Consider the following 15,245-nt stretch of genomic DNA (forward strand, 5'->3'; position numbering starts at 1 on the left):
AATTTTGACGTTTGACCAGGGTTACACCCCTTCGCGAGTCAAGTGCATCCCATATGAAACAAGGGCTCTAGCGAAGTTATGGCATTGTAACGGAGGCACTTGTCAAAATCTCCGCAAATGCGTTATTTGGTCATTTTGGTGGTCAAGAAGCCGAACCGATGATCGAGTCCACGAGGGCCTTGGCCTCCTGCTGAACCTGGTGAAGGTGCTCGTCACCGGTAAAGGATTCGGCATAGATCTTGTAGACGTCCTCGGTCCCCGAAGGGCGGGCGGCGAACCAGGCGTTTTCGGTGGTCACCTTGAGCCCGCCAATGGCTGCCCCGTTTCCTGGCGCCTCGGTCAAACGGGCGGTGATCGGTTCACCGGCGAGGGTGTCGGCGGTGACGTCGGCGGCCGACAGGCGGCCCAAGGCTGCCTTCTGTTCGCGGGTGGCCGGTGCGTCGATGCGCGCATACGACGGAGCGCCGAAGGCTTCGGTCAGCCGCCGGTAATGGGTGCTGGGGGAGGAGCCGGTCACTGCCTGAATCTCGGAGGCCAGCAACCCCAATAAGATCCCGTCCTTATCGGTGGTCCAGGGGGTCCCGTCGAAACGCACGAAGCTGGCGCCGGCGGATTCCTCACCGCCGAAGACCCCTGTTCCATCGAGGAGTCCGGGAACAAACCATTTGAAGCCCACCGGTACTTCGACCAGTTCGCGTCCTAGCGAAGCGGCAACCCGGTCGATCATCGAGGAACTGACCAGGGTCTTACCGACCCCGGCGCCCGCCGGCCACTGGGGACGGTTACGGTACAGGTAATCGATGGCCACGGCCAAGAAGTGGTTCGGGTTCATCAGACCGGCATCGGGGGTGACAATGCCGTGGCGGTCGGCGTCGGCGTCGTTCCCGGTGGCAATGTCGAACTCGGCGCCGCCGTCGCGCACTGCCGAGATGAGCCCGGCCATGGCAAAGGGGGAGGAGCAGTCCATGCGGATCTTCTCGTCCCAGTCCAGGGTCATGAAGGCCCAGCGGGGGTCGACGTCGGGATTGATCACGGTCAGGTCCAACCGGTGGCGTTCGGCGATGGCCCCCCAATAGTCGACCGAGGCCCCGCCCATCGGATCGGCGCCGATGCGCACGCTGGCGCCGCGGATGGCCTCCAGATCCAGCACCGAAGGCAACGCGTCCACATAGGCGGCCATGAAGTCGTGGCTGCCCAGATTTGCAGCCCCGCGGGTCCTGGCCAACGGGATCCGTTTGACCCCCGACAGGTTCGAGGCCAACAGCTCGTTGGCCCGTCCGGCGATCCAGGAGGTGGCGTCCGAGTCGGCGGGTCCGCCGTGGGGCGGGTTGTATTTGAAACCGCCGTCGGAGGGCGGGTTATGCGAGGGGGTGATGACGATTCCGTCGGCCCTTCCGGCGCTGCCGCCGGACAGGGCCCGGTTGTGGGTCAGGATCGCATGGCTCAGCGCCGGGGTGGGCGTCCACCGGCCCCGCGCGTCGACCCGGACGTCGACGTCGTTGGCGACCAGAACCTCCACCGCGGTGTCCTGGGCGGGATCCGAGAGCGCATGGGTGTCCTTGCCCAAGTACAACGGACCGGAGATGCCCTGGGAGGTGCGGTATTCGACGATGGCCTGGGTGATGGCCAAGATATGGCGTTCATTGAAGGAGCCCTCCACGGACCTGCCGCGGTGGCCGGAGGTACCGAAGGCCACCCGCTGGGCAGGATCCTCCAGATCGGGAACCCGGTCAAAATAGGCCGACCGCACGGCATCGACATCGATCAGGTCCTGGGGCAGCGCGGTGGTTCCCGCTCGGGTTTCGGCCATGGATACAGCTAACCAGATGAACCACGGAAAAGCCCCGGCCCGCGGAAATGAATCCGGGGGCCGGGGCTCGGGGCCGGGGCTCGAGGCCGCCGGCCGGGATTTCCGTCGGCTACTTCACCCCGGACATCAGATTCTTGATCGGCTTGACCGCAAGCATCAGGGCCAGGCCCAACACGATCGCGGTTCCACCCAGGGTGGCGAAGTACGGGACCTCATTGCCCTCGGTGTAGAAGCCGGCCAGGATGCCCGCCAGGGTGGTGCCCAGGGACACCGAGAGGTAGAACAAGGCCACCATTTGGGTGGTGAACACGACCGGCGCCAGCTTGGTGGCCACCGAGAGTCCGATGGGACTGAGCAGCAGTTCGGCCATGGTGAACAGGAAGAGGATCCCCGCTAGGGCCAGCAGCGGGGTCTTCTCCAGCGAATTCAGCGGGATGAAGACCAGGAAGGCGATGCCCATGATGATCAGTGCGCCACTGAACTTCAAAGCCGTCGAGGGTTGCTTATCACCCATCTTCGTCCAGATCGCCGCGAAGACAGCGGCGAAGATGATGATGAAGACCGGGTTGATCGACTGGCTCCAGCTGGCCGGCATCTCCCAGCCGAACAGGTTGCGGTCCAGCCGTTGCTCCGAATACACGGCGATGAAGGTGAACTGCTGCTGGAACAGGGCCCAGAAGGCCGCCGAGGCGATGTAGAGGGGGATGAAGGCGGTCACCCGGCGGCGCTCGATGGCATTGACGTTCTTGGAGGACAGGATGACCACGAAGTAGATGATGCTGGCGATGATCACGATCACGGCGATCATGGTGGCCAGGTTATCCGCATGCACCAGACCGGTGGTCAGCAGCACGACGACGACCGCCAGGCCGATGAGAGCGCCGATTCCGTAGCGCACGCGCTGCTTGGGCGGCAGCGGGTCGGTCACATGGTGGGTTTCCTCGGGCAGGTTCTTGCGGCCGAAGGCATAGATGGTCAGGCCCAGGGCCATGCCGATGGCTGCGAGACCGAAACCGTAGTGGAAGCCCAGGCGGGTCTGCAGCAGCCCGGTGAGCAGCGGGCCCACCAGGGCGCCGATGTTCACGCCCATGTAGAAGATCGAGAAGCCGGCATCGCGGCGCGGGTCCTTCTCCGTGTACAGCGACCCGACCAGCGAACTGGCGGTGGCCTTCAGCCCACCCGAACCCAAAGCAACCAGCAGCAGGCCGATGGTCAAGCCGACGACTCCGGGCAAGGCGGCCAAGGCGATATGCCCGAGCATGATCATGATGCCGGTGTAGAACAGCACCTTCTCCGAACCCAGGAGCCGGTCGGCGATCCAAGCCCCGAAGATGGTGCTGAGGTAGACGGTGCCGCCGTAGGCGCCGACCAGGCTCAGGGACAGGCCCTGGTCCAGTCCGAGGCCGCCCTTGGAGACCTCGAAGTACATGTAGTAGGCCAGGATGCCTTGCATCCCGTAGAACGAGAAGCGTTCCCACATTTCGACGCTGAAGAGGTTGAACAGCATCCGTGGGTGGCCGAAGAAGGTCTTTTCGGCCGTTTCCTGCGGAGATTGAGTGGTCATTTTCAATATTTTGCGCCTGTGTGGGCTAAAACGCCTAGTTCTGTGAACCAGGTCACTCGATGGCTAGGAGTTCATGATCTGGGCACCGAGGGCCAGCAGGTCGGCTTCCGACCCGTGGGCGCTGATTAGTTGGACGCCCATCGACAGTCCGGAGGCCGTCCAGGAGGTGGGTACCGTGAGGGCCGGAACCCCGGAGACATTCACGATCGAGGTATAGGGCGTGTAGCGGCACTGGAGCTCGTAATCGAGATCGGCATCGTGGGCGGTGAACCAGCCGATCGGACGCGGCGTCAGGGCCATGGCCGGTGTGAGCACTGCGTCGTAGCGGCCCCATTGGGCCCGGCAGTCCTCGGCGATCCGGACCAGGATGGCGGCGGCGGCCTCCTTCTGCGCATCGCTGCGTCCGATCGCCCGGGCGCGGAAGGTCCGGGTGAGTTCGGTCAGCACCGGGGCCGCCGCTTCGGGGAGATCGGATTCGGCCAGCCCTGCGGTCCAGATGGCCTGGAAAGCCTCGGGGAATCGGTTGTCGTAGCGGATATCCGCTTCCTCGACCCGATGCCCTGCCGCTTCGAGCCGGGCAATACCTGCCTGCACAGCGATGTCGGATTCCGGGTCCAGGGCAACCTCGTAGCGGCGGTCAAAGGGCGAGGTGCGTGTCACGCCGATCCGCAGCCGTCGTCCGTGGGCAGGCTCTGCCCGCCGGGCGGCTTCGCGGTACCCGATGGATCCGGTCAGCGAATCCATCAGGAGCCCGGCATCCTCGGCGGTGCGGGCCAAGGGACCGGAGACCACGAAACGTGGGGCACCGAACCTGTCGACCCGGCCGTTGACCAGGTCGGAAGGGACCGTGCCGAACCCCGGTTTCAAACCGATGAGCCCGCATGCCGAGGCAGGAATGCGGACCGAGCCCCCGCCATCATTCCCCGGAGCCACCGGGAGCAGTCCGGCGGCGACGGCTGCGGCACTACCGCCCGAGGAACCTCCGGCGGAGAGCGATGGATCCAGGGGGTTGCGGGCCGGGGCGGCGATGTGGTTCTCCGAATAGCAGTTCAACCCGAATTCGGGGATTTGGGTTTTCCCCAGGGACAGGGCGCCGTCGGCACGCAGGCGGGCCACCAGAGGGCTGTCTTGTGCCGCGGGGGAGGACGGGACGGCAGCACTGCCGAAGGTGGTGGCGACCCCCTTGACGTCCCAGAGGTCCTTATAGGCCAACGGCATCCCGTGCAAGGGCGGTAGGGCCCGGCCCTGGGTGCGGGCCCATGTCCCCTCGGTGTCGGCGGCATCTGCGGCGTCCAGCGCCTGCTCGGCAGTGATGGTGATGAAACTGCCCAGACGTGGATTGGCCTCTTCGATGCGGGACAGGAAGTGTTCGGCAGCCTCCCGGGCAGAGAGTTCCCCGCTGGTGAGCAACTGGCCCAGTTCGACGGCGGTGAGATCGTGGAGTTCGTTGCCTCCGGCATCGGGGTGGGTCATGATTTTGCCTTCCGGGAGTCGTGTTCGTCGTCGCGGTCGTGCTGGAAGACCAGCACCACGGCGCGCAAGGCCAAGATGAAGCCCATGAACAGCAGGATGTAGCCGAAGAACGCATGCATCCTGATGCTTTCGGTCAGGAAGGGCCCCGACTCGGTGGTGATCAGAAGGATCGCCGCCAGGGTCGCGGCGCCGGCCAGGAGGGCCACGACCACCTGTTGGACCAGTCGGTTCAGGAACCCGCGGTCGGCAGGGTGGGCGAGCACGCGGACGTTGACCGACAGGCGCCCCTGTTCGATGTCCTCGGTGATCTGATTGAGTCGTCGGGGCCATTCGCGCAGCGTCGGCAGCAAAGCCATCGCTTGGATTTCGAGCTGATCGCGGATGGAGCCCGGTGTGATCTGGGAGCCGATGATCTTGCGGCCGGATTTCCGGGCTGCAGCGACCACGTTCAGACCAGGCTCGATCAACATCAAGGTCCCCTCCAGTGCCCCGAGGGCCCGTAGTGCCGCGGCAACCTGTGGGGGGACGGAGAAGCCGTTGCGGACGATCAGCGAGAACAGGGCAGTGAACATCTCCGAGCCGCCCTGGCCACCGAAACCGTGACGGTAGCGCACCAGGAGTTGGCCCAACGCGCGTTCAAAGCCTCGGTGATCGAAGTCCTCGGGCCGGTCCAGCAACCCCAGCAGGGCATCGGTGGCCAACTGGTTGTCGTTCTTGTCGACGGCGAACAACAGCAGGTTCAGCGATTGCTGGCTGGACGGGTCCAGCCGCCCGACCGCCCCAAAGTCCAGCAGGGCCAACCCGCCGTCGCCGGTGATGAAGATATTGCCGGGATGCAGGTCGGCGTGGAAGACGCCGTCCCCGGAGATCTGATGCAAGGTGGCGTTGAGGAGTTCCTCGGCCAGGGCCCGGCGTTGTGCGGGATCCAGGGTGGCCAATGCCGCGCCGGCGGAGCCCACCGGTTGTCCCAGGAGCTCGTCCATCACCAGCAGCCGGGGGCCACTGAATGCGGTGTGCACCTGCGGGACGGTGATCCGGAAACCGTGCAGCGAGGCTTCGATGGCCTGCATGTTCTCGGCTTCGATCCGGTAGTTCAATTCCTCGCTCAGGGAATCGGAGAAACCACGGGCTAGGGAGGCCACGCCCAACCGGCGCGCCCAGGGTGCGGAGCGTTCCAGCCAGCCGGCGATCTGCACCACGATGGCGCGGTCACGTTCGACCTGGGCGAGCGCCGACGGCCGCTGGACCTTGACCACCACCGCCGTGCCGTCGTGCAGGGTCGCCCGATGAACCTGGGCGACAGAGGCCGAAGCCAGGGGTTCGTGCTCAATCGAGGCAAAGGCCTCCTCGGGTGAACGGCCCAGGCTCCGCGCCATCGCGGCTTCCATGACCGGCCACGGCTCGGGGGTGGCCTGGGTCTGCAGATGGGAGAGTTCGCGGATATAGGGCTCGGAGAGCAGGTCGCGCCGCGTCGAGAGCATTTGACCGAGCTTGACGAACGTCACCCCTGCCTCATTCAACGCCTCGCGCAGTGAACGCGCCGTCTGCTCCTGCCGGGCATCGGCGTGGCGGCGGTTCAGGCCGCGGGCCTGGGCGAGCAGGCCGTGCCGCACGGCGATCCGCATCACCTGGAAATAGCGTGCGCTGTGCGACCTGCGGGTCTTCCACCCGGTAAACAGGCGGACCGGGGAAGGCAGGGTCCCGGTGGGGAAGGTGATTTCCAGGACCATCAGCAGGGCGACACCCAGGGCAAAGATCCAGATGAGAGCCAACGCGGCAAACATCAGGGCGACCACCGGGGAGACCTGCAACTGGGTGTCGTCGGGGATGAAAGCCGCTCGAAACAGGTACCTCACCACGAAGCTGAGGCCCACGGACATGAGCAGTCCCACGGCAATGGAACGGGGCCAGCCCACCGGGACACCCAAGACCCTGCGGGAAACCCCCGCGACGATCCAGGCCTGAAGGATGAGGAAAACAGCACCCAAAACGACCGTCAACGTCCATCCCACGCCGTCTAGTGCTGTCATGCCGGCATTCGGATCCATATCAGCCCTTCATGATTCGGGGTGGTGGTCCCTCCCCACTATAGGCTGGGGATCGAAGCAGGAAACCGTCGAAAGGATGAACGATGAGCGAGTTCGAAACCGTGGAAGTCACCGGTGTTCCGGCCGGAGCCAAAGTCCTGGATGTCCGCGAGGACTACGAATGGGCCGAGGGCCATGCTGCGGGTGCCGTGCACATCCCGATGGGCGACATTCCGCAGCGGCTGGAAGAACTGGATCCGGACGAGGACACCTATGTCATCTGCCGCACCGGTGGGCGTTCGGCCCAGATTGCCGGTTGGCTCGTCGGGCAGGGGTATTCGGCCTTCAACATCGCCGGAGGCAGTGGTGCCTGGCTCGAAGCGGGCTTGCCGATGAAGAGCGAGAACGGTCAGGATCCCACGGTCCGATGAACTACACCTACCTGGGCCCCGCGGGGACCTTCACCGAGCAGGCGCTCCTGCAGGTCCCTGGGGTCCAGGAGGGTCAGCGGGTGTCCTCCACGAGCGTGAACCTGGCCTTGCAGCGGGTCAGGGACGGGGAATCGGATGCGGCCATGGTGCCCATCGAAAATTCCGTCGAAGGAGGCGTCTCCGCGACCCTCGACGCCATTGCCAGTGGTGGTGCCCTGCAGATTGTGCGCGAAGTTCTGGTGCCGATCAGCTTCGACCTGGTCGCCCGGGAAGGGATCACCTCGCTGGAGCAGATCCGGACCGTTTCCACCCATGGGCACGCCATTGCCCAGTGTCGCGGCTGGGTCCAGCAGCACTTGCCGAACGCTGAGTTCGTGCCGGCTTCCTCCACGGCGGCCGGGGCATTGGGGCTCTTGGATCCTGACTGCCGGTACGACGCCGCGATCTGCTCGCCGCTGGTGCTGGAACAGAACGACCTGAAATTGATGCACCGCGGGGTCGAGGACAACACCGGTGCCGTCACCCGTTTCGTGCTGGTCACCCGGCCCGGGCCGGTTCCGGGCCCCACCGGCCATGACAAGACCACGGTGGTCATCCCGCTGCCCGAAGACCATCCGGGGGCCCTGATGGAGATTCTCGGACAGTTCGCCGCCCGCGGGGTCAACCTCAGCCGGATCGAATCCCGTCCCACGGGTGAGGGGCTGGGCTCCTACTTCTTCTCCATCGACGTCGAGGGACATCTCTCCGAGGCACGGGTCGCGGATGCCTTGGCCGGCCTGCACCGCATCAGCCCGCAGATTCGTTTCCTCGGCTCCTACGCCAACGCCAACGGTGTCAGCGAGCCAGCCCACTCACCGGCTCGACATAATACGGATCAGGCCTTCCGGCAGGCGCATGCCTGGGTCGGGAAACTGCTGGATCCCCAGCAGTAGGTCAGGGGACCGGGCCTAGGTGGTCGGAACCCTGACCTTCAACGCCAACGGCATGTTCGTCACGGTGACTGCGATGATGTTTCCGGTGGTGTCCCCATCAAGTTGGGAGCCGATTTCCTCCGCTGCGGAGATGTGGATCCGCCGTGCCTGAAAATATTCGATGACGGGGATGGCCCGGCGATGACGAAAAGCGGTTTTCGCTGCAATCCATGCCCAGCCCACGGCGGAGCGCGGACTCATGACCACCAAGTCCAGGACGCCGTCGTCAATTTTTGCATCCGGGACGAGTTCCAGGCCCGCTTGGAGTTTGCCGACATTGGCGAAGATCAGCGACCGGATCTCCCGGTGGATGGGTTCGTCGTCGTCCAGGGTGATGGTCACCGGTCGGCGTTTGCCGGGCAGATGTCGCATCCCGGCTTCGGCATAGGCCAGCGGACCCACCATGGCCTTGAGGTCGGCCCGGGTGTCGGCCATCATCTCGGCGTCGCTGCCGACCCCGGCCATGACCAGAAAAATATGCGTGTCGGTGGTGCCGTCGGCCCGTTCCAGCTCCATCCGTGCTGCGTCAATGCTGCGGGTCCGGCCCTGCAAAGCGGTATGAACACAAGACCCGATGTCCTCGACCTCGAAACCGAGGTTGCGGGCCAACAGGTTACCGGTCCCCAAGGGCAGGATGGCCAGGGAGGCCCTGCTTCCGGCCAAAACCTCACCGACGGCCCGGACGGTCCCGTCACCGCCGGCAACGATGACCACGTCACATCCGGCCGCCAGAGCCTGCCGGGCCATGGCGTAGCCCGGGTCATCCGCAGTCGTTTCCAAGACCAGGGGCTCCTCCAGACCGGCCGAGGCCCAGGCCAGCATGAGGGCCGAACGGACCGAATCGGCGTTGTTTTTGGTCGGGTTGATCACCAGGGCACTGCGGGAATTCAGGGCCAGTGCGTCGGAGACCAGGGGGGTGGAGGCGATGCCCCGCACCTTGACCTTGAGACGGCCCACGGCGACGAGACTGGCGGCGGCGATGAGCAAGGCAATGACGACAAGGATGAGGGAAAGGTATTCGATGGGCATGATGCTCCATACGATAGCGGGGATTCGGTAACCTGTAGTGGTGATCGATGTTAAAGAGCTCGTAGAGAATCCCGTAGCCTTCCGTGCCTCCCAACGATTCCGTGGGGCCGACGAATCCGTGGTGGACCGGATCATTGCCGCGGATTCGTCCCGCCGCGACGCGATCACCAGTTTCGAGAACCTGCGCGCGGAGCAGAAGGCCTTCGGAAAGAAGGTCGCCGCGGCACAGGGCGAAGAGAAGGCCGCACTGTTGGCGGAGGTCAAGGAGCTGGCGGCCCGGGTCAAAGCAGAACAGGCGACCGCCGACGCCGCGGCCCAGGAACTGGTATCCCTCCAACGGTCGGTCCCCAACCTCATCCAGGACGGCGCCCCGGCAGGTGGGGAAGATGACTTCAGCGTCATCAAAACCGTCGGAGCCCCCCGCGACTTCGCGGCCGAGGGATTCGCCCCCAAGGATCACCTGGAACTCGGTGAACTGCTGGGGGCCATCGACATGGAACGGGGGGCCAAGGTCTCCGGCTCACGGTTCTACTTCCTCAAGGGAGTGGGCGCCCGACTGGAGATCGCGTTGATGAACATGGCGCTGGACCAGGCCATCTCCAACGGCTTCATCCCGATGATCACTCCGACGCTCGTGCGCCCTGAAACGATGCAGGGCACCGGATTCGACGTCGAACACGACGACGAGATCTACCGGCTCGAACGCGACGACCTGTACCTGACCGGCACCTCTGAGGTGGCGCTTGCCGGATACCACGCCGACGAGATCCTCGACCTGTCGGCCGGGCCGTCCCGCTATGCCGGATGGTCCACCTGCTACCGCCGTGAGGCAGGCTCCGCCGGCAAGGACACCCGCGGAATCATCCGGGTGCACCAGTTCAACAAGCTGGAGATGTTCATCTACTGCCCCATCGAGGACGCGGCCGCAGAACACCAGCGGCTGCTGGCCTGGGAAGAGGAGATGCTGGCCAAGGTAGAACTTCCCTACCGGGTCATCGATACCGCAGCAGGGGATCTGGGCATGAGCGCGGCACGTAAATTCGATTGCGAGGCCTGGGTCCCGACACAGGATGACTACCGGGAACTGACCTCCACCTCGAACTGCACCACGTTCCAGGCACGCCGTCTGAACATCCGCGAACGCACCACCGACGCCGACGGCAAACCGGGCAAAAACCGGTCGGTGGCCACGCTGAACGGCACCCTGGCGACCACGCGGTGGATTGTGGCCATCCTCGAACACCACCAGAATCCCGATGGTTCGGTCACCGTCCCGGCGGCCCTCCGGCCCTACCTGGGTGGACTGGAAGTTCTGCCCGTCCTCTGAGACGGAACGGACGGCAGCCACCGGTGCCCCGGCCCCACGGCGGGGGCACCGGCAGGTTAGTCGCCGGTTCCCTGTTCGTCACCGGATGTTCACCGGAGATTGTGACCGAGGCCCTGTGCAACCACCGGGGTCGATGATTGGCTAGAGTCATGACCATGATTATGAATACCGGCATCGAAGACCGGGTAATGACCACCCAACAGAAGATGGTGTGCCTGGACGTCGACGGCACCCTCGTTGACCACTACGGGCATATGTCCGACGCCGTCAAGGAAACCGCCCGCAACATCGTGGCGGCAGGACATGAGGTGATCGTCTCCACAGGACGTTCCCTGGGGGCCACCTTGCCCATCGTCCAGCTCCTGGGCATCACCTCCGGCTACGCCGTCTGCAGTAACGGCGGCCTGACCGTGCGAATCGACACCTCCTTATCCGTGGGCTACGAAGTGATCGATCGCCAGACGTTTGACCCGGCGCCTGCCCTGCAGGCCCTGCGCAGTGCCCTGCCGACCGCCAAGTACGCGCTGGAAAGCGATCAGGGCGATTTCTTGGCCACCGAACGTTTCCAGGACGCCAGCTTCGGAGTCCAGGCGAAGGCCGTGACCTTCGAAGAGATGATGGAAGCCACCGCGGTGCGTCTGGTCGTCTTCTCCAGCGACAACTCCTCCGAAGAGTTTGTCGAAGCCGTCCAGACGATCGGCCTGCAGGGGGTCGCCTACTCCGTGGGGTGGACGGCCTGGCTCGATATTGCCGCCGAAGGCATTACGAAGGCCAGCGCCATCGAGGCGCTTCGCGGGGAACTCGGTTTCGACATCCAGAACACCGTGGCCGTCGGCGATGGCCGCAATGATATCGAGATGCTCGGCTGGGCCGGGCGCGGCGTCGCCATGGGGCAGGCCCCCGACGAGGTCAAGGCGGCCGCCGACGAGGTCACGACGACCGTCGATGAGGACGGCTTGGCCCGCGTGTTGCGCAGCCTCCTCTAGGGCGCTGCCACAAGACGGTGGGCTCAGCGGCCGGAATCATAGGGATAGGTGGCCGCCGGTAGCTGGGTGGGGCCCGCCACCAGGGACAGGAGCCGGGCCACCGCCGGGCGGCAGGCCCACTCCTCGTTCCAATTCGAACGGACCACCGCCTTGGAGACCGCCTGGGCGGTGATCCCCAGTTCCGCGGCAATCGCCTTCTGCTGCCCCCGGACACCGGGGATCATCAGGTCCAGGACCGACCATTCGGCCTCGGTGCGGGTGGCGACGATCTGACCGACCAGACGGGCCACGGCCTCCGCCTCGGCGGCCACCTCGGAATCCGGGCCGGCGACGGCCAGGGGGATACGCTCACCGGTCTTTTGGGCCCTGTTGACGGCCCTCCGGGCGTAGACCAGCCCGAAGCCCTCGGCGTCGACGATCGCCGCCGGATACGGCGCCTGGACCGGACCGACCCCGATCCCTACATGCCAACGGTGTTGGCGCAAGGCGGTCATCGCCGCGTCGAGGGCGTGTGCAGGATCCGCGAGGACCCCGATGGCTTCGTCGCCGAAGGACCGTTGGAAGGGCAGCAGGGTCGGTACCGGGACGAGGGAATCGATCAGTTCCTCGACACGGTCCCCGACCTCGCGGGAATCCCGTTGGTTGATGGTGAGGACGAACATGGCACCAGTCTGCCCGACGATCAACCGTTTACGGTTGATTCCAAGGCCGTGCCGTCGGCCAGATCGACCACGGTCCAGCGCAGGAAGAACTGGGTCGAGGGCCCGATCAGCAGGGCATAGGCAACGGTGCCCACCCCGACGGTCCCACCCAGTAGCCAGCCGATCACCAGGACGGTCACCTCGATACCCGTGCGGATCAGGCGTAGGCTCCAGCCGGTCCGCAGGTGCAGCCCGGTCATCAGCCCGTCGCGCGGACCGGCTCCGAACTGGCTGCCGATATACAGCGCCCCGCCAAGACCGTTGATGAGCAGGGCCACGGCGATCACGGCGACCTGGAGCGCCAGGCCGTGGATCTCCGGGAGCAGCCAGAGCGTGAAGTCAGCGGAAATACCGATCCAGATGGCGTTGGCGATCGTCCCCACGCCGGGCCATTGGCGCAGCGGGATCCACGCCAGCAGCACCAGCAGGCCGACGATGATGATGATCGTGCCCAGGCTCAACGGGATATGCCGTGCCAGACCCAGGTGCAGCACATCCCAGGGGGCCACCCCGAGCCCGGCCCGGACAAACGCACCCATGGCCACCCCGAAGAAGGTGAGCCCGATGAACAGGCGCACGAACCGGGACGGCAGCCGACCCGCACGCAGCTGCTGCAGCGGCGTCAGCGGCAGCAGGACCGGGCGGGCAGCGGAGGGCACGGAGGGGCAGTGGCTACTGGGCGGGGGAGGAGAACCGCTCGATGGAACGCTTCAGCTCGGCCTCTGCGGCTTCGCGGCCTTCCCAGCCCTCGGCCTTGACCCACTTGCCCGGTTCCAGGTCCTTATAGTGCAGGAAGAAGTGCTCGATTTCCTTGATCAGCCACTGGTCCACATCCTCCAGTTCACGGATGTGGTCGTAGCGCTTATCCGCCGGGACGCAGATCAGTTTGGCGTCGCCGCCGCCGTCGTCGGTCATGTTGAAAACGCCGATGGGACGTGATTCCACCAGGACGCCGGGAACGAGGTCGATACCCGGCATCCAGATCAACGCGTCCAGCGGATCGCCGTCTTCGCCGAGGGTGTCTTCGAAGTAGCCGTAATGGGTCGGGTACTGCATGGGGGTGAACAGCACGCGATCCAGGCGCAACCGGTGCGTTTCATGGTCGATCTCGTACTTGACGCGGGATCCGGTGGGGATCTCGACGGTGACGTCATGGTTCATGGGGGTCCTCGACTTTCATGCGGTGGGGCGGGCCGGAAACAGGATTCGGCCGCGCGCCGTCTAGTCTTAAAGCTGCTGCCTCCAGAGTATAGGGCGGCGAAGGGCAATCACTACTCGAGGAAGAAGCCGATGAAACGCTCCACGCGGACGCTGACCTCGTTGCTGCTGGTCCTGGTTCTGGGCGTCCTGACGGGCGTCCTGGTGCTCAACCTGCTGCCCGCCTTTCCCTCGCTCGCCTCGGCGGTGAACCTGCCCTCGATTCCGTCATCGTCCACGGCGCCCACCGCGCCGCAGGCCGACCCCGCCGTGGCGGAACCCAGTGTGGCGCCGGCGACGGCAACCGCCCTGGCCCCCCTGGGCGGGGCGGCGGAGCGGCCCGATGCCGCCGTGCTGAAGAAATCGTTGGATGCTGCGTTCAAGAAGACCTCGGGTGGCACGTTCAGCGCCGAAGTCTCCGACCTGGCCACCGGCAAGGTCCTGTACCGCCGCAAGGCAAACCAGGCCAGCGCCCCGGCGTCGAACCTGAAAATCCTCACCGCAGTGACCGCCCTGAAACAGTTGGGCGGGGAAACGACACTGCCCACCACGGCGGTCCTGGGTGCCGATGACACGGTGGTACTGGTCGGCGGTGGTGACGTGCTCCTGGGCGCCGGCACCTCCGAACCCGACGCCACCGTCAGCCGCGCCGGATTGGCGACCCTGGCCCAGCAGACCGCCAAGGCCCTGTTCGCTTCGGGGAAGCTCGACGCCGAAAAGAAAACAAAACTCGACGTCGTGGTGGATGACACCCTGTTCACCGGTGACGCGCTGAACCCGGTCTGGGACGAATCGCTGATGACCACCTCGAACATCACTGCCGTCCAACCGGTGGCCATGTACGGTGCCCGCCAAGACGCAGGGGCCAAGAGCGTGCGGGTGCCCGATCCGGCGATGACCGCCGCCACCACGTTCCGCTCCGCACTCTCCACGGCGGTGGCCGCGGAACAGAAAAAGGCGGACGCCACGGCGAAAAAGGCAGCCAGCACCGGCTCCGCGGCCGCTGGCTCCTCCTCCGCGAAACCCTCCTCGACAGCAGCCGGTGCACCGAAGCTGAGCATCGGCAAGAAGGTCGTCCGCGGTGAAGCGGGATCGGAGACCACCGAATTGGCACAGGTCCGTTCGGCTTCGGTGCTGGAACAGCTGGCCTTCATGGGCGAGGAGTCGGATAACTATGTTGCCGAGGCCATGGGCCGGCTTTCGGCCATCGCCGCAGGCCGGGAGGCCACCTTCGGTGGGGCCACCGATACCTTGCGCGCCGCCGCCGCATCCCTGGGCGTGGACGTGAAGGGCATGTCCCTGTCGGACACCTCCGGCCTGTCGGACCGCAACCGGCTGACCCCGCACCAGCTCACCGACATCATTCGTGCCGCCGCGACGTCCACGGACCCCGACCTGCGCGATGTGTCCTACCTGTTGCCGATCTCCGGGGCCACCGGAACGTTGAAGGACCGGCTGACCTCGAAGGCCACTCGCGGGCAGATCCGTGCCAAAACCGGGACGCTGACCGGTGTCGCCACCCTGAGCGGCACGGCCGTGACCGCGGACGGCAGGGTCCTGGCCTTCGCGTTCTTCGGCCACGGATTCGATGGTTCGTTGGGCCCGGCACGCGACGGACTGGATCGGGCAGCCGGCGTGCTGGCCGACTGCGGTTGCACCAAATAGTCGGCTCCCGGCAGACACCGCCGGGCCCGAGGGTGGCTACGCCTGAAACGAAATGACGGACAGC

At 65.5% G+C, this 15,245-nt stretch carries 13 protein-coding genes; 5 read left to right on the plus strand and 8 right to left on the minus strand.

Annotated elements, in window-relative coordinates; genetic code table 11:
* Positions 1 to 142: 142 nt before the first annotated feature.
* The 4 genes from pgm to CIK75_RS14795 form a co-directional block, all read right to left on the minus strand.
* A complete protein-coding gene (gene pgm / locus CIK75_RS14780; RefSeq protein ID WP_086993999.1) occupies positions 143 to 1,810 on the minus strand; it encodes a phosphoglucomutase (alpha-D-glucose-1,6-bisphosphate-dependent) in 1,668 nt (555 codons plus the stop codon).
* A 109-nt stretch (positions 1,811 to 1,919) separates the two neighbouring features.
* Entirely contained in the window at positions 1,920 to 3,374 is a 1,455-nt protein-coding gene (locus CIK75_RS14785) for a peptide MFS transporter (protein WP_086993995.1), read from the minus strand.
* Positions 3,375 to 3,437: 63 nt separating this feature from the next.
* Positions 3,438 to 4,847, minus strand: coding sequence for an amidase (locus CIK75_RS14790; protein WP_086993992.1), 1,410 nt, complete (start codon positions 4,845 to 4,847; stop codon positions 3,438 to 3,440).
* Complete coding sequence (locus CIK75_RS14795) at positions 4,844 to 6,877, minus strand: AarF/UbiB family protein (protein WP_241895477.1); 2,034 nt, start codon at positions 6,875 to 6,877, stop codon at positions 4,844 to 4,846. Before CIK75_RS14795 ends, CIK75_RS14790 begins: the two co-directional genes overlap by 4 nt.
* Before the next feature lie 101 nt (positions 6,878 to 6,978).
* Here CIK75_RS14795 and CIK75_RS14800 point away from each other — a divergent pair, with 101 nt between their 5' ends.
* Both CIK75_RS14800 and pheA read left to right on the plus strand, forming a co-directional pair.
* Positions 6,979 to 7,305: a rhodanese-like domain-containing protein gene (locus CIK75_RS14800; protein ID WP_086993987.1), complete on the plus strand. Its 327-nt coding sequence runs from the start codon at positions 6,979 to 6,981 to the stop codon at positions 7,303 to 7,305.
* Positions 7,302 to 8,237 carry a prephenate dehydratase gene (gene pheA, locus CIK75_RS14805; RefSeq protein ID WP_086993983.1) on the plus strand — a complete coding sequence of 312 codons (936 nt, stop codon included), beginning with the start codon at positions 7,302 to 7,304 and terminating at the stop codon, positions 8,235 to 8,237. The genes CIK75_RS14800 and pheA overlap by 4 nt, the downstream gene beginning before the upstream one ends.
* 15 nt (positions 8,238 to 8,252) lie before the next feature.
* On the opposite strand, the gene CIK75_RS14810 is transcribed toward pheA, so the two are convergent.
* A complete protein-coding gene (locus CIK75_RS14810) occupies positions 8,253 to 9,305 on the minus strand; it encodes a YegS/Rv2252/BmrU family lipid kinase (RefSeq protein WP_086993980.1) in 1,053 nt (350 codons plus the stop codon).
* A gap of 40 nt (positions 9,306 to 9,345) precedes the next feature.
* Between CIK75_RS14810 and serS the strand changes: the two genes are divergently transcribed.
* Positions 9,346 to 10,632: a serine--tRNA ligase gene (serS, locus tag CIK75_RS14815; RefSeq protein WP_179204192.1), complete on the plus strand. Its 1,287-nt coding sequence runs from the start codon at positions 9,346 to 9,348 to the stop codon at positions 10,630 to 10,632.
* Positions 10,633 to 10,781: 149 nt separating this feature from the next.
* On the plus strand, positions 10,782 to 11,618 hold the full coding sequence (locus tag CIK75_RS14820; RefSeq protein ID WP_086993974.1) for an HAD family hydrolase: 837 nt from the start codon (positions 10,782 to 10,784) through the stop codon (positions 11,616 to 11,618).
* A 23-nt stretch (positions 11,619 to 11,641) separates the two neighbouring features.
* Here the strand turns inward: CIK75_RS14820 and CIK75_RS14825 are convergent, their stop codons facing one another.
* The 3 genes from CIK75_RS14825 to CIK75_RS14835 are packed head-to-tail and all read right to left on the minus strand — an operon-like array spanning position 11,642 to position 13,480.
* On the minus strand, positions 11,642 to 12,280 hold the full coding sequence (locus CIK75_RS14825; protein ID WP_086994151.1) for a hypothetical protein: 639 nt from the start codon (positions 12,278 to 12,280) through the stop codon (positions 11,642 to 11,644).
* A gap of 20 nt (positions 12,281 to 12,300) precedes the next feature.
* Entirely contained in the window at positions 12,301 to 12,978 is a 678-nt protein-coding gene (locus CIK75_RS14830) for a hypothetical protein (RefSeq protein WP_086993971.1), read from the minus strand.
* A 13-nt stretch (positions 12,979 to 12,991) separates the two neighbouring features.
* The gene (locus CIK75_RS14835) at positions 12,992 to 13,480 is read right to left on the minus strand and encodes an inorganic diphosphatase (protein ID WP_086994147.1); all 489 of its coding nucleotides are present in this window, start codon (positions 13,478 to 13,480) and stop codon (positions 12,992 to 12,994) included.
* Between the two features lie 129 nt (positions 13,481 to 13,609).
* Between CIK75_RS14835 and dacB the strand changes: the two genes are divergently transcribed.
* Positions 13,610 to 15,181 (plus strand): D-alanyl-D-alanine carboxypeptidase/D-alanyl-D-alanine-endopeptidase, encoded by a 1,572-nt coding sequence (dacB, locus tag CIK75_RS14840; RefSeq protein WP_143269144.1) that lies wholly within the window; start codon positions 13,610 to 13,612, stop codon positions 15,179 to 15,181.
* The last annotated feature ends 64 nt before the right edge of the window (positions 15,182 to 15,245 follow it).

The sequence above is a fragment of the Glutamicibacter sp. BW78 genome, assembly GCF_002332245.1.
Classification (GTDB): Bacteria; Actinomycetota; Actinomycetes; order Actinomycetales; family Micrococcaceae; genus Arthrobacter_H; species Arthrobacter_H rhombi_A.

What these genes read in the sequence shown, in the direction of transcription:
- pgm (WP_086993999.1), bottom strand. Translation starts at nt 1,810, where the DNA reads ATGGCCGAAACCCGAGCGGGAACCACCGCGCTGCCCCAGGACCTGATC.
- CIK75_RS14785 (WP_086993995.1), bottom strand. Translation starts at nt 3,374, where the DNA reads ATGACCACTCAATCTCCGCAGGAAACGGCCGAAAAGACCTTCTTCGGC.
- CIK75_RS14790 (WP_086993992.1), bottom strand. Translation starts at nt 4,847, where the DNA reads ATGACCCACCCCGATGCCGGAGGCAACGAACTCCACGATCTCACCGCC.
- CIK75_RS14795 (WP_241895477.1), bottom strand. Translation starts at nt 6,877, where the DNA reads ATGACAGCACTAGACGGCGTGGGATGGACGTTGACGGTCGTTTTGGGT.
- CIK75_RS14800 (WP_086993987.1), top strand. Translation starts at nt 6,979, where the DNA reads ATGAGCGAGTTCGAAACCGTGGAAGTCACCGGTGTTCCGGCCGGAGCC.
- pheA (WP_086993983.1), top strand. Translation starts at nt 7,302, where the DNA reads ATGAACTACACCTACCTGGGCCCCGCGGGGACCTTCACCGAGCAGGCG.
- CIK75_RS14810 (WP_086993980.1), bottom strand. Translation starts at nt 9,305, where the DNA reads ATGCCCATCGAATACCTTTCCCTCATCCTTGTCGTCATTGCCTTGCTC.
- CIK75_RS14820 (WP_086993974.1), top strand. Translation starts at nt 10,782, where the DNA reads ATGACCATGATTATGAATACCGGCATCGAAGACCGGGTAATGACCACC.
- CIK75_RS14825 (WP_086994151.1), bottom strand. Translation starts at nt 12,280, where the DNA reads ATGTTCGTCCTCACCATCAACCAACGGGATTCCCGCGAGGTCGGGGAC.
- CIK75_RS14835 (WP_086994147.1), bottom strand. Translation starts at nt 13,480, where the DNA reads ATGAACCATGACGTCACCGTCGAGATCCCCACCGGATCCCGCGTCAAG.
- dacB (WP_143269144.1), top strand. Translation starts at nt 13,610, where the DNA reads ATGAAACGCTCCACGCGGACGCTGACCTCGTTGCTGCTGGTCCTGGTT.